Source organism: Methylobacterium sp. UNCCL125, from assembly GCF_900116795.1.
Lineage (GTDB): Bacteria > Pseudomonadota > Alphaproteobacteria > Rhizobiales > Beijerinckiaceae > Methylobacterium > Methylobacterium fujisawaense.
This window is the reverse complement of record NZ_FPBW01000016.1, coordinates 126,231-139,536: the sequence shown is the minus strand read 5'-3', so window position 1 is coordinate 139,536 and position 13,306 is coordinate 126,231. Positions and strand designations below refer to the sequence as shown.

9 protein-coding genes and 3 pseudogenes are annotated in these 13,306 nt (G+C 65.7%); 8 read left to right on the top strand and 4 right to left on the bottom strand.

The annotated features are described in order from the left end of the window. The first annotated feature begins 205 nt into the window (after window positions 1-205). A complete protein-coding gene (locus BM396_RS17725; protein WP_051976003.1) occupies window positions 206-1,705 on the top strand; it encodes a TniQ family protein in 1,500 nt (499 codons plus the stop codon). A gap of 282 nt (window positions 1,706-1,987) precedes the next feature. Here the strand turns inward: BM396_RS17725 and BM396_RS17720 are convergent. The 3 genes and pseudogenes from BM396_RS17720 to BM396_RS17710 form a co-directional block, all read right to left on the bottom strand. Next, a pseudogene (locus tag BM396_RS17720) lies at window positions 1,988-3,298 on the bottom strand (cytochrome P450). A 50-nt stretch (window positions 3,299-3,348) separates the two neighbouring features. Next, window positions 3,349-3,552, bottom strand: a pseudogene (locus tag BM396_RS17715) (FAD-dependent oxidoreductase); the annotation flags it as partial. A 7-nt stretch (window positions 3,553-3,559) separates the two neighbouring features. Then, window positions 3,560-4,042, bottom strand: a complete 483-nt coding sequence (locus tag BM396_RS17710) for a DUF2721 domain-containing protein (protein WP_043381324.1) — start codon at window positions 4,040-4,042, stop codon at window positions 3,560-3,562. A 1,373-nt stretch (window positions 4,043-5,415) separates the two neighbouring features. Here BM396_RS17710 and BM396_RS17705 point away from each other — a divergent pair. Next, window positions 5,416-5,898 (top strand): SRPBCC family protein, encoded by a 483-nt coding sequence (locus tag BM396_RS17705; RefSeq protein WP_043381326.1) that lies wholly within the window; start codon window positions 5,416-5,418, stop codon window positions 5,896-5,898. A gap of 601 nt (window positions 5,899-6,499) precedes the next feature. On the opposite strand, the gene BM396_RS17700 is transcribed toward BM396_RS17705, so the two are convergent. Then, a complete protein-coding gene (locus BM396_RS17700; protein WP_348273022.1) occupies window positions 6,500-7,066 on the bottom strand; it encodes a TetR/AcrR family transcriptional regulator in 567 nt (188 codons plus the stop codon). Window positions 7,067-7,499: 433 nt separating this feature from the next. On the opposite strand from BM396_RS17700, the gene BM396_RS17695 reads away from it, so the two are divergent. From BM396_RS17695 to BM396_RS17670, 6 genes and pseudogenes are all read left to right on the top strand, one after another. Then, window positions 7,500-8,522, top strand: coding sequence for a DMT family transporter (locus BM396_RS17695; RefSeq protein ID WP_348273021.1), 1,023 nt, complete (start codon window positions 7,500-7,502; stop codon window positions 8,520-8,522). Further along, window positions 8,519-9,223 carry a glutathione S-transferase family protein gene (locus BM396_RS17690; protein WP_043381331.1) on the top strand — a complete coding sequence of 235 codons (705 nt, stop codon included), beginning with the start codon at window positions 8,519-8,521 and terminating at the stop codon, window positions 9,221-9,223. Before BM396_RS17695 ends, BM396_RS17690 begins: the two co-directional genes overlap by 4 nt. 355 nt (window positions 9,224-9,578) lie before the next feature. Beyond that, complete coding sequence (locus tag BM396_RS17685; RefSeq protein ID WP_043381333.1) at window positions 9,579-9,845, top strand: EAL domain-containing protein; 267 nt, start codon at window positions 9,579-9,581, stop codon at window positions 9,843-9,845. 275 nt (window positions 9,846-10,120) lie between these two features. Then, window positions 10,121-10,861 (top strand): annotated as a pseudogene (locus BM396_RS33390) (transposase); the annotation flags it as partial. A gap of 898 nt (window positions 10,862-11,759) precedes the next feature. Further along, window positions 11,760-12,182, top strand: a complete 423-nt coding sequence (locus tag BM396_RS17675; RefSeq protein ID WP_081948613.1) for a CHRD domain-containing protein — start codon at window positions 11,760-11,762, stop codon at window positions 12,180-12,182. Between the two features lie 618 nt (window positions 12,183-12,800). Further along, complete coding sequence (locus tag BM396_RS17670; RefSeq protein WP_043381335.1) at window positions 12,801-13,238, top strand: Ros/MucR family transcriptional regulator; 438 nt, start codon at window positions 12,801-12,803, stop codon at window positions 13,236-13,238. Window positions 13,239-13,306 lie beyond the last annotated feature (68 nt).

Sequence of the window (13,306 nt, the reverse complement as noted above, 5' to 3'; positions counted from 1 at the left end):
CCGGGTCAAACGCGCGAACGGGAGGTCGCCGGACGTGCGTCGGCAGGCGATGGCAGGCGCTCGGGTGCTCGGCGCGCCTTCGGTCCCACGAACGGTGAGGCAAGCATCGGGCTACTGGGGTCGCGGAGCACGCAGGAAGGCTTGACGCCGAGGCCGCATGGCCCATGGAGTTGGCCGCGTCATCCGCAACGCTCGCGCGCCTGCCATGCCACATGCGATCCGCGTCCCGCCGCGGGCCGGGGAGCCCGCTTACGAAGCGTTCGAGCGGCTGGCCGCCCGGCTGGGCGACGACGATGGCGTCCGGCTGGCCCGCGCGTTGGGGATCGATCGCAAGGCCGTGCGGCATGGGTCGCGCCTCGACGAGCTCGCCGGTCTGCTAGGGATGGATCCCCGGGCCATGGCCGCGGCGACGTTCGTGCGGGATGCCCACGGCATGCGGCTGGGCGGATTCAGCCTGCCGTTCCGGGGCTGGGCTCCCTCGAAGCGCGTCTGCATACGATGCCTGGTGGGGGACGCGGAGGCCGACGGAGCCGAGCCGGCGCTCTGGCGGTATCGTCGCACCTGGTGGGACCTCCGAGCCGTCGGCCGCTGCGAGCGCCATGGCTGCGCCCTGATCGATGGCTGCCCGAACTGTGGCGCGCCGATCGCATGGCGCGAACGCACCCCGCGGTTCTGCGCGTCGTGCGGAAGCGATTTGGTCGACACGTCGGGGGACGCGGCGACCGACGCCGCGTGGGAGGCCTACCTCGTCGGACGGCTGGGCTTCGGTCCGATTCGGCCCTCCATGGCTCTCGACGCGCTTTCGTCCACCGACGCACTCTCCTGCGTCCTCGCTATCGGCGAGACGCTGAGCCCACGGGCGACGGCCCGGCGAAGCCCGACGTGGGACCATGCCTACGCGGTGCTCGGGTTCGGCCTGCTCCAAGACGGGGGCGCCGCCTTGGGGGCCGAGCTCGCGGCGATCGAGACGCCGTCGCCGCACCTGGATCGCGTCCGGCTGCGCCGGCTGTTGAATCCGTTGCTGGACTGGCTCGAAGCGCATCCGACCGAGGCCGTCCGACCAATCCGGGACGCGCTCCTGTCCCACGTTCGATCCGCGTGGATCGTGCCGGCAGGGTTATATCTCCTGGGAGAGGTCGTGTCGCCGGAGCGCGGGGATCGACGCATCGCCTTGGAGTGCCGGCTGGGGCTCGACCGCACCATCCTCGATCGTCTTCTGCGACACGCCGGCGTCGAGGTTGCCGCGGGGCACGAGTGCGGCGCGGATGAAGTCGCCCGCCTCAAGGCCTTGATCGACGGCTCGGTGACGCTTCCCGAGGCTAAACGCATCCTGGACCTCGATACCAGGACGCTCAGGGCGCTCGAACGGATAGGAATCCTGCCTCCCGTGCCGTGGGCCGAAGGCGAGGCGGCCCGCATCCGCTTCGAGCGCGGCGCCCTCGAACGCTTGGCCGCCCGGCTGCGCTTCGACGTGCCGGCGCTGCATCGCCGAACCGCCGACCAGATGACCTTCGACGAGGTGTCGCGGGCGCTGCGAGGCGGGTCCCGACACGACGACCGCGCCAGGACGATATCGAGCTTGCTCGGTGGCAAGCTCAGGCCGTGCGCTCGATTCGCCCGCGGGGAGGGACCGATGCGACTGCTCTTCGACGCGCAAGCGATCGAGGATTTCCGCGACGCGGACGCGCGCGCGTCCGGCCGGTGAGCGGTTGCCCCCCGAAACCGCCTTGGCCTGCTGCCGTCGCGGCCGATCGAGGCGCGACCCTCCGCCCCGGAGGAGGGCGTCAACGTGGACGGCCGGCCGCGGCCTGCTGCTGATGGTGACGCCCGGCCCTTTGAGCGGTCGGCTCCTCGGTGTGGCCATGCGGCGACGCGCTGGTCCGCGCGTCGTACGCTGCAGATCGTGAACCACTCGCCCTGCCGGCGGGTGGGGAGCGCAGTGCCGGGCTCGGCGTCCGGTGGCGGGTCGCGGCGCCAACGGGGGCCGTCAGCCCCTCCCGGAGGCGGACGTCCGCGGCTCGGGGCGAGAATTCCGCTCAGCTCGATCCGGCGGCGCGGGCACGGGCGGATCCGGCCATGTCGGCGGGATTCCGATAGCGAGCTGTTCGGGGCCGCGCAGCGCGGCGCCGGGCCGATACGGAGGAGGGTCCTTCAGCAGGCGCGGCGCCACGAGGCGCCGGCTCAGTGCCACCAGCGCGATCTCCGCCTCGATCCGCGCCAATGGCGCGCCGATGCAGTAGTGAAGACCACCACCGAAGCCGAGATGCTGGGTGTCCTTTCGGTCCGGGTCGAAGCGGTCCGGTTTGGCGAAGCGCGACGGATCTCGGCAGGCGGCGGCGAGCAGGAGGACCACCGGTGCACCCTTCGGGATCGTCCGACCGCCCACCTCGATCGCCCCGAGTGCGTTGCGCGTGCGGAAGTGGACCGGCGCCTCGAAGCGCAGCATCTCCTCGATCACCCGCGGCGCGGGCTCCGGATCCGCGCGTAGGCGCTCCAGCTCCTCCGGGTGGCGCAACAGGGTCAGCATGTTGTTGGTGATCAGGTTCACCGTCGTCTCGTGTCCGCAACCAGCAGCAGGGCCGCCGTCGCGATCGGGTCGAACTCGCTCATCTGTCTCCGGTCGTCCGGCCCGTGCGCGGCGAGCCCGCTGAGCATGTCGTCGGCCGGGCGGCGCCGCTTCTCGCGGATCAGTCCACGCAGGTAAGCCGAGATTTCGTCGAGGGCAGCGACGGACTTGCGGCGGATTTCCGTCGTAGCGCGCGTCGGGCTCCAGCGCCGTGGAGAGCTGCGTCGCCCAGCCCAGGAACCACGGCTCGTCCGCTCCGGGCACGCCGAGCAGGGTGCAGATCACCGACACCGGCCGCGGGTAGGACAGGTCGCCGACAAGGCAGATCTCCGAGCGGCCGCGGCAGGCGTCAATCAGGCCGTCCACCTCCCCGGCGACACGCTCGCGCAAGCCGAGCACCCGCGAGATCGAGGACTCGCGCATGACGAGCCCGCGCAGCCGATCATGGTCGGGCGGATCGCGGAAGATCAGCGGGCGGTGAGCGGTGCTGACGCGGTTACTGATTGGGTTGAGGATCAGATCCTTGAACGGGTTACCGGCGGGCGGGCGGCAGGTCGTCGGAGCTGAGGCGCGGATCGAACAGCAGGGTGCGGATCGCTGCGTGGGTGCTGACGACGCAACTGCCGTCGCGCTGGCGCGAGACCGGCGTCTCGCGCAGCCGCGCAGGAATTGGATAGGATCGGGCCGGTTAGCGTGGTCCAGGAACTCGGCGAACAGCGTGTCGTCGGCCATCGCTCTACGCCAGTTTCCTGAAGGCGACAGCAGCGCCGTGTGGGGACTTCCTAGGCAGCCAAGAGACTACCTTGCCGCCGCGACGGGAAGCCGGGCGCACCCATCTGGAAACGCCCGTGATCGGCAGCGTCGAGGATCGGCGGGAAGGGGGCGCCGGCCGCGATCGCCTCGGCGTAGGCCAGCAGCCACCGAGCTTGATCGAACGACACCGCGGCGATGGTACCCCCGGCCCGTCCATAGTCGGCGAGGAAGCGGCTCTTATCACCGAGGCGTGAACGCTTCGTCCTGCTGGCGGTCGACTTTGTCGCGTAAACCGCGGCCGGCCATGAGGATCTCGGCCATGAATGCGCCGATCGCGGCGACGGTGCAGATCAGCGCCACTCCAAAAAGCGCGAACAGAATCGAAGCGGTTGCCACATCGCGGAGCGCTCCGACGAAGAGGGTCAATACCGCGAACCCGATCAAGCAGCCGCCAAGCGAGGCGAGCACTACGGCTACGTCGAGCAACAGGGAGCGCCGCCGCAGGTAGGAGCACCGTCGTATGAGGCGCGTCGCTTCTGCCGCGCTAGCTCTGTCGATCTCCGCGGAGAGGGCGTTGACCTTATCGGAGATCCGGCCCAATCGAGTCGAGAATACGTTTAGCAGGGTCGCCAGCGCCGAGAGCAGGAAGGCGGGCGCGAGCGCCACTTGGATGATGTGCGCGATACTGTCGGGCTCGGTCGAGTTGAGGGAAAACTCGAACATGGCCCTACCGATCGCCGCGACGAGCTTGTGAGAGCATCGGACCCGCTTCGCTTTCGTCGCCACTTCCGTAGTGCGGTGAATGAACGCTCGAGCTTGGTACGTAGCGCTTGGTCATCGCGAGCTGCCCAGTTCTATGGGTATGCGGTCGAAGATCGCTGCAAAGTCCATCCGTTCCAACCGCTTATGATCCGGTTTGTGGTGGGCGGTGGCATGCAGCGCTCCGCGGGTCGGATCTTTGAAAGTGTTCAGCATAGCCCTGCGCGTCTTTCGGACCCGCTCACGCCGATTTCGATATCATGCCGGCCACACGCTCTTCGGACCGCATTGCAGAGAAGTTGCGTGCCCGCATTCATCGACTCCCTCCTGCGGAAGTGTCGAGTCTGCCGCTCACCGTAGAACGTCAGCCGGATGAGTTACGCTGCCGTGACCGTCCCGTCGACTCTCGTCATATCCGCTTGGTAATAGCTAAGTGTTATCAACTCCATTCCCGCGGTAAATTTCCAGCGGTACTGCAGTTCTGCGATGATCCAACTTTGAAAGTGTCGAAATCCGGTCGCGGATCCGATGTGGACCGTGCCGCTGCACTGGGGGGCTTGGCCTTCGCTCAATTTATCAACAGGACATCGAAGCGTGCGGCTTCGGTGCATATCTCGCTCAAGTGGAGAGTGTCGTGTGGGCGTCGAGCGCTTCGTTCTCGCCGAGCACCCCATCGGGCATACGGGATCTGCTCCCCAAGCTCCTGCGGGGGGCCTTCGAACCGAGCGGGGTGCTCAAGCGGCGACGTCTGCAACCCGATCTCTTAAAGTCACGTCGGTCATGTGGTGCAGTCGAAGCCGACTCCGACCGCGAGCGCGTGGGCTTCTGCCGACGGCCAGAGGCGCTCTTTGGAGATCAGCGAGACGATCGTCTCCGGCGGCCGGAAATCACTTTTGACCGGGACCACGTGCGGCTTTCGAAGCCGTTTCGCGAGGACAGGCTATCGATCGAATGGGACGAGCGTGCCCGAGAATTCTCGGAAAGTAGAACTCGGACGACAGAACTTCCTGCGGCGGGGCCGAATAGGTGCGGCTGTCCGCTCCGACCGAATCGTAAGTTCCTGGGCCGAGCGGACGTAACCGAGAGCCTCTCTCGTCGAACTCCGCACCGAGCAGGCAGTCGCGCCGAACCGTCGATCGAAAGTTCCAGTGCCGAGATCGTAATCTATCGTGTCGTATCGAGCCCGTAGCGACGATGCGAATGGTACGGAATCAATCTGACGCTTCGTTCTGTCGAAGATACCTGAGTTCTTGGCGTCGCAATTCTCGCCGCGCCAAGCGAGCGATGCTTGCGACTTGAGGTTCTCAGAAATAAGATTGCTTCGAAGGGAATTTCGAATGTTCAAGCGCGTCATCGCCGCCGCGACGCTCGTGATGGCGCCGTTCACGTCTGCCTCGGCGTTGGAATATACCAAGTCGGTCGAGATCGCCGCTGCTCCCGAGACGGTCTGGAAGGCGATCGGTGAGTTTTGCGGAATTGCCGACTGGCACCCGGCTGTCGAAAAGTGCGCCCTGTCCGAGAAGGATGGCAACACGCTGCGCACGCTCGCCCTCAAAGACGGCGGCACGGTCGTCGAACGACAGGAAGCCCGCGACGATGGCGCGATGAGTTACACCTATACGATGCTTGAAGGCGTGCTCCCGGTCGCGAACTATAGATCGACGATTCACGTGGCGAAATCCGGCAACGGTTCGAGGGTTACGTGGACCTGCAACTTTCAGTCGAAGGGTGCCCCGAACGACAGAACCAGGAAGGCAATTTCCGGCATCTACGAAGCCGGTCTCAGGGGCATCTCCGGTAAGGTCGAGCGAGGGCTCTGACGGCGGATGGCCGACGTTCTATCCGGGGACGACTTTGGTTTCCGGTCCAGCCCAGGCTTGCCGAACCGCCTCGGATCTCCCCGCGATCGTGATCTTGAGGCGCCGTTCGTGGATCAAGCGGGAGCCGCGCAATATGCAGATCCTGGACGAGACGACCGCGCGCGTGGTGGGTGAACGCCGTGCGCCGGGTGGCCTCGAAGCGGCTCGTGCACCTGTTCCGCGAGCCGTACGGGCCGCCCGGCTCAGCCGGGCGATATCGCCGTATCGTCGGCCGCGAAGATCTTCGAATTGTCGGGCACAATCGGGTCCCACGGTCCCGGCGCGGCCGGCGGCCCTGTCGATTGGGCCGCCGAGCCATCCGGCGCGCCAAGGCGTGCGAAGTGCCAGGGAGTTCCGGCAGGTCTCGCCTAGAAGCGCTCGCGCGACCATGCACATTCCGGCCCTCGTCGAACCCCTCGCTCGTGCAGGCAAATTCGCGAGCTCGGCGCGATCGCCGTTCCGTTCCGAGCTCGCGAAACGCCTCTCCCGTCCGCGTTCCGCGCGAAATCCTGCCGTCACCGGCGAGGCGCCGCATTCATCGATCGAGTCTTCGCGCGAACCCTCAAGGCCTCTCGCCGTCGCGGCGATCGAGCAAGGCGAGCGCGGAGCACACGATGCCTTCGAGCAACGGTCTCTCGGGTCGCGCGCGCGCGAGCACGCGCAAGCCCATAAGCGAGCCCAGAAGGTGCTGGGCCAGTGTCGCGGGCGGCAGCGACCGCGTGATGGACCCGTCCTCTTGCCCCGCCTCGACGCGATCGCGGAAAAACGCTTCGAGACGGACCAGATGGTCGGCAACGGTCGTCCGAAACTCCGGCTCGTGTTGGGCCGTCTCCAGTGCCGCGTTGACCAGAAGACATCCTTTGTGCTCGGGGTCGCCCAACGAGCGATCGAGGATCTCGCGGAAGAACGTGGCGATCGCGTCCCGCCCAGGATGTGTTTCGAGCCGCCGGATCCTGTCGGCGATCGTGCCCTCGACGTAGTGGTCGAATGCCCTCTGATACAAGGCACGCTTGTCGCCGAACGCGTTGTAGAGGCTCGCCGTGGTCAGCCCGGTCGCCTCACTCAGGTCGTTGACCGAGGTGGCGTCGTACCCCTGGCGCCAGAAGCAGAGCATGGCGGCATCGAGCACCGCAGCCTCCTCGAACTGCCTCGGCCTCGCCATCGCGCGTCTCCCGTGCCTGCAATCCGCCGCTTCTGTCACGAACGCGACCCTTGCGCATTTTAGAACGGACGTATTAAAACTCCGGAGCGCTTCGCGCAAACTCGGTGTGCCGATCTCCGTTCGTGGAAGATAACCGCACCGACGCGAGAGGATGGCCATGGGACGGTGGCAAGAACCTGTGGTCTACCGATGCCGACCCGCCCGCAGGGAAAGTACGGGTTGGTGCACGTTGCACGAGGTCGCGATCGAGGTACCGCGCCGAGCCGTTCCTGGCCGTCGTCGCCGAACCATGGACGCTCTCGTGCGAGACGGCGGACCGCGTCTACCGTGCCGGGTCGGCGGAACCTGGTGCTACGCCAGCGTAACTCTACCGGCTCAAGGCCGCGGGACCTGATCCGTCGTGAACGCGATCCCGTCAAATCGTCGGCACGTCGTGCATGCCGATCCCCTGGCCGTGCCTAGGCCCTCCGCCCTCGACGAGCCGCGTGCGAGAGAGGGAGGGGTTGCGGCCGGACGTCTGGCGGGCTGCGCTTGGGCGGTGCTGACCGTTCTCATCTTTTCGGGCTGGTTCGTGGTGACGCGGTTCAGTGTGACGCGCGAGCTGCGATTTTGGGATATCACGGCCCTCCGCTTCGGGATCGGTGCCATCGTGCTCGCTCCCGCGGTCCTGCGCCCGGGATCACAACTTCCAGCGGCGGCATGGCGGACCGGCTTCGTGTTCATGCTCCTCTGGGGAGCGCCTTTCGTGCTCCTCGTCGCGCTCGGCCTGCAACTCACTTCGGCGGCGCAAGCCGCCGCGGTCGCTCCGACCTTGATGCCGATCTTCACCGGTATCTTCGCGCGTATTCTTTTGCGCGAATCTCAGGGCAAGGTGCGATGGCTCGGCTACGGCACGATCCTGATCGGGCTCGCGGGGCTCCTCGGGGCCGGCGCGCTCGTGCATGCTCGGCCCGACCCCGGCGGGCTCCTCGCACTGGCGGCGGCTGCGGCCTTATGGGCAGCCTACACTCTCGTGTTCCGCCGTAGCGGGCTGACCGCGATCCAGGCCGCCGCCCTGATCTGCGTGTGGTCGTCAGTCGTTTACCTTCCGGCCTACCTGATGCTCGGGCTCGGCCGCTTCGGCCACGCCTCCGTGACCGAACTCGTCGTTCAGGCGGTGTACCAAGGCGTGATGATGAGCGGCGTCGCGCTCGTCGCCTTCAATCGCGCCGTCGGCCTCCTCGGGGCGACTGCCACGACCGCCGTCATCGCGCTGCTCCCGGTCGTGGCCGCGATCCTCGCGGTCCCCGTCCTGGGTGAGATCCCCACGCCGCTCGAGGGCACGGCACTTCTGGTCGTCGTCGGAGGCGTCCTCCTCGCAGCGTCATCGAACGCGAAGAGGCTCGACCTGATATCCATTCAAAGCACAGAGGAACGCAGATGATCCGCTTTTATTACCATCCGACGCCCAATCCGGCGAAGGTCGCGCTGCTCCTCGAAGAGCTCGCCCTGCCCTACGAGACGATCCCGATCGACACGAGCCGGGGCGAGCAGCACGCCCCCACCTTCCGCGCCGTCAATCCGAACGGCAAAGTGCCGGCGATCGTGGACACAGACGTGCCCGGCGGCCGAAAGGCCCGCGTCTTCGACTCGACCGCGATTCTGCTCTACCTCGCCGAGAAGACCGGCAAGCTCCTCGGCGCGCCGGACGACCGCCCGGAGCTGCTCTCGTGGCTCATGTTCGTAGCGTCCGGGCTCGGCCCCTTCTCGGGCCAAGCCGTCCACTTCCAGTTCGCGGCGCCTGAGGGTCTTGACTACGCCCGCAACCGCTACCGGCAGGAGGCCGAGCGGCATTATCGCGTCCTGGACGACCACATGGCCGGGCGCGACTGGATCGTCGGCGACAGCTACACGATCGCCGACATCTCGGCCTGGGGCTGGCTCGACCGCGCCCAGCGCGTGCTGAAAGGTGAGGCCGAGCCGCTCGCAGCCTACCCGAACCTCCAGCGGCTATTTGCAGTGGTCGACGGGCGTCCCGCTGCAGCGCGAGCGCGCGCCGTCGGCAAGGACCACGCGTTCAAGACGGTCAACGACGAGGAGACCAAGCGCGCGCTGTTCCCCTCGAACTTCCCGCCCGCAGCCTGAGCCGAGCCACACGTGCCTCCACCCGGAGGACGTCGCCCATGTCTGGGCCGAGGCGCGGCGAGCTATCCAGCATCGTGACACCTTCAGCGCCGAGTATCAGATCGCCAGCACGTCGACCGAGGCGGGCCCCCAACGATGGCTTCAATCCTTCGGGCGCGTCGTCTTCGATCCGGATAAGGGCGAACCGGTCGGTTTCGTCGACCTCGTTCTGGATGTCAGCGAACGCAAGGAGGCGGAAGCCGCGTTGCTCCGTGGTCAGTAGCGCCTGACAGCGAGCGAGAAGAGGCTCGCCCACGCCCACGCCCCCGTCAGCGGGAGCGGGAGCGACGGCCTGGGGACTAGGCCCTCGCCACCAATGCTGTCTGATTCTCCGACCGGTGGCATCGCATGCATTCGGGATATCGCAAACCCTGACACGGCCGCGATCGTCCGGTCCGTCGTTAGGCTCGACGCGCATCTCGGCACGGCGATCACGGCGGAAGGTGTCGAGACACAGGCGCAACTTGAACGCATGCGGGAGGAGGGCTGCACGGACGTGCAAGGTTTCCTGTTCAGCCCTCCCCTTTCGACGGAAGATGCGCGACGCTTCACCGGCGTCGCCCTCGTCGGCGTGGCTGCCTGATTGCCGTCGCCGCCGATCACGAGCCTCAAGCGGGCCGGATCTCGCGGCTCTCCGAATCAAGTGCGTCTACGGTGGCTGCTTGGTTGGCCGTCCTATCCTCCAGCCGCTGTGCGATCGACCCGGCCGTGGGTGGTGTGGAGGAGCATATCATATCAGCGCGTAAGACCTCGCCCTTCAGGGCGAGGATACAAGCGCCTTTTGCGACGCATCGCGTTGCAGAACATAGTATGAACGACTAGCTTTCCGCCACGTCGTTTGCGGCGGGCTACCGGTGCCGGTTCGACCCAACGCCGGAGCAGGCAGACCTGCTCCGGCGCACCTTCGGGTGCGTGCGGGTCGTCTACAACCGCGCGCTCGACGAGCGCGAGACCGCATGGCGCGAGCGCGGCAAGCGCCTATGCTATGCCGATCTCTCGAAACGCCTGCCAGCTTGGAAGGCCGAGTGGCCTCGGCTGGCCGAGGTGTCGTCGGTGCCGGTGCAGCAGGCACTCCGTCACCTGGAAGCGGGCTACACCCGGTTCTTCCAGCGGCTCGGGCGCAGGCCGCGGTTCAAGTCGCGCCGCGATCCACAGTCGGCGACGTTCATGAAGACGGCGTTCCGCTGGCGTGACGGCCAACTGACGCTCGCGCTGATGCGCGAGCCTCTGGCGATCCGCTGGTCGCGCGCGTTGCCAAGCGTACCGTCGTCGATCACCATCTCGCTGGACGCGGCGGGCCGATGGCACGTCGCGTTTCGCGTCGAGGTCGAGCCGCCGCTCGCGCCGGAGCCCATCCGGCCGGCCATCGGCATCGATCTCGGGCTGATGACGCTTGCCGTCTCCTCAGACGGCGCGTCGGTCGCCAATCCGCGCTGGCTGCGCCAGTGTCAGCATCGTCTCCGGCGAGCGCAACGCGCCCTGGCACGAAAGAAGAGGGGCTCGAACAACCGGGAGAGGACGAGGCGCGCGGTGGCGCGCCTGCACACGCACGTCGCAGACGCGCGCCTGGACCACCACCACAAACTCTCGACCAAATAGATCCGCGAGAACCAAGCGATCCACGTCGAGACGCTGTCCGTGCGCGGGCTGGCCCGCACGCGGCTCGCGCGCTCGCTCTACGACGCGGCCTGGGGCTCGCTCCTCGCGATGCTCCGGTACAAGGCGATCTGGTACGGACGCGACTTGGTCGCGATCGACCGCTTCTTCCCGAGCACGCGCGTGCTCGTGTTGTGGCGTCGTCGGTCCGAAGCGGGCGCTCCACGTGCGGACATGGACGTGCGATGCCTGCGGCGTCACGCACGACCGCGACGCGAACGCGTCACAGAACATCCTGGCCGCGGGGCACGCGGTCAGGGCCGGGTTTGATGCCCGGCGATCGCCTGCGGAAGGGTTGTCAGACGCGCCGGGCTCAGCCCGGAGTACGGCCCCAATGAAACAGGAACTTGCGGCGTGAGCCGCAGGAATCTCCGCCCTTCAGGTCGGAGAGGTTCTGTCAATCGCCGCGAAGAGGCATCATCGGCGAAGAGCACTCTGTTCTGTCCCACACGGCTGATCATCAAGCGAAGCGGTCGCACGACCGATCCGGATCTCCGCACGTCCCGGCAAGTGACCAGCGCCTTCTCGCGGGCGCGCCTCGTACGAGGCGCAGCAAAAGGGTAAAGGCTGCGCAACTACGGAGAATGAAATCCATAACACACAGTTATTTCATGAACTTCCAGGTATGAATACTGTTAGTGATGCAGGCGGACGATAACCTCCGCGAGACGTCTGCGTCGGACGGAACGGTTCCATGCACGGCCCGCGGCAACATGGATCGTAAGCGTCTACGATCCATGTCCGATCCCGTCGGTTGCACCGATTGCATATCGCGTGACGGAAAATGTCGCCGACACAATCGATCCCAAGACGAACCATCGAAAACGAAGAAGGAGATGACATGAGCCGCTCAATCGGTCTCGCTGCGGCAATCGCCGCGAGCTTGGCATCGTTCTCCGTTCAGGCTGAGACGATCACCTATCATGCGGTTCTGAACGGCGCGTCGGAGGTGCCGACGAATACAACCACCGGTACCGGAACGGTGAGCGCGACAGTGGATACGGATACGAAGATGCTAGCCTACACAATTCAATACAAAGGCCTTTCCGGTCCTGCAACGGCAGGGCATTTTCATGGCCCAGCCTCGGCCAGCGAGAGCGCCGGAATAATGATCCCGATCTTAGCTCCGTTAAATAACCCGATCAACGGTATGGCGAGACTTTCAGATGCTGATATTTCTGCGTTCAAAGCTGGCCATGTATATGCCAACATTCATACCAAGGAACATCCAGGCGGCGAAATTCGTGGGCAGATGATCCAATAGGATTTAGTGGGCGCCTGGAGTTCGGTTTGTTCCAGACCCACAGACTTCGAAACTGATGACGGTGTCGGCCGTTGCGCCCGTGATGCTTCAGCCGGGCCGTCGCGCGACGGTCGGCGCAGCAGGAAAAGGAACCGCCGTTGCTGGCTGATGGCCTTTAGCTGATCGCGCGCCGACATCCTCTCCCTGAAGGAAGAGGGATTGGCGCGCGATCAGCTAACCAAGGATTTCAGGTCGACGGGATTGCGGCGAGCCTCGTATCTGTCCAACCGAGATGGGGGTGCGATCGCGATGCCGGTGGGCTCCGGGAGAGACCGACGTAGCGCCGTTCTCGACCAGCGGCCGACCAAGTTGTTTGAAGCGCGACCAGATACCGAACGATTTGAGTCGTGGCGATCGCAGATTGCGCCTTGCCCGGTGATGCAATTCGGGCCGACGGCAGCCGGTGGGTATCTTGAACTATCCAGGATTGCTCGTGAAGACACCATCGAGAGCAGGTATCCCGCGCGTCCTAAATTTGTCGCCAATTGTATTTTTCCGAGCCCTACTCGATTGCATTCCCGAGGTCCCAGCGATACTCGCCGCCGCGAAGATCGGCACAATTTCAATAGATAGACGAACATGATTGAGAACACTCACAAAGTAGATGCTGATATGATGGGGCTGGCTGCCAGGATCGTATCGGCCTACGTTTCCAAAAACGCCGTACCTGTCGGCGACCTTCCGTCTTTAATCCGAAGTACTTACAATTCTTTTTCCGGTTTGGACGCTTTGGCTTGGAGACTGGCGGCACACTCGCGATATCCGGGCTCGACGTCCGAGAAGCCAGACGCAGCGCGGATCCGCCGGTCCGTGCGGCCGGATGGGCTCGTTAGCTTCGTCGACGGCAAGACCTACAAGACGCTCAAGCGCCATCTCACGGCTCATGGGCTGCACCCGCAGAGCTACCGCGAACGCTACGGCCTGCCTGCGGACTACCCGATGGTCGCCCATAACTACGCCGAGCAGCGCTCGCAGATCGCAAAAACGATCGGCCTCGGACGCGCGGGCGGTCATTAGTTCAGTGCATCAGGCGGATGGGCAATGGATGGAGGCGGCGCATCCTAGGCATTATTGATCACTGTCGA

What these genes read in the sequence shown, in the direction of transcription:
- BM396_RS17725 (WP_051976003.1), top strand. Translation starts at nt 206, where the DNA reads ATGCCACATGCGATCCGCGTCCCGCCGCGGGCCGGGGAGCCCGCTTAC.
- BM396_RS17710 (WP_043381324.1), bottom strand. Translation starts at nt 4,042, where the DNA reads ATGTTCGAGTTTTCCCTCAACTCGACCGAGCCCGACAGTATCGCGCAC.
- BM396_RS17705 (WP_043381326.1), top strand. Translation starts at nt 5,416, where the DNA reads ATGTTCAAGCGCGTCATCGCCGCCGCGACGCTCGTGATGGCGCCGTTC.
- BM396_RS17690 (WP_043381331.1), top strand. Translation starts at nt 8,519, where the DNA reads ATGATCCGCTTTTATTACCATCCGACGCCCAATCCGGCGAAGGTCGCG.
- BM396_RS17685 (WP_043381333.1), top strand. Translation starts at nt 9,579, where the DNA reads ATGCTGTCTGATTCTCCGACCGGTGGCATCGCATGCATTCGGGATATC.
- BM396_RS17675 (WP_081948613.1), top strand. Translation starts at nt 11,760, where the DNA reads ATGAGCCGCTCAATCGGTCTCGCTGCGGCAATCGCCGCGAGCTTGGCA.
- BM396_RS17670 (WP_043381335.1), top strand. Translation starts at nt 12,801, where the DNA reads ATGATTGAGAACACTCACAAAGTAGATGCTGATATGATGGGGCTGGCT.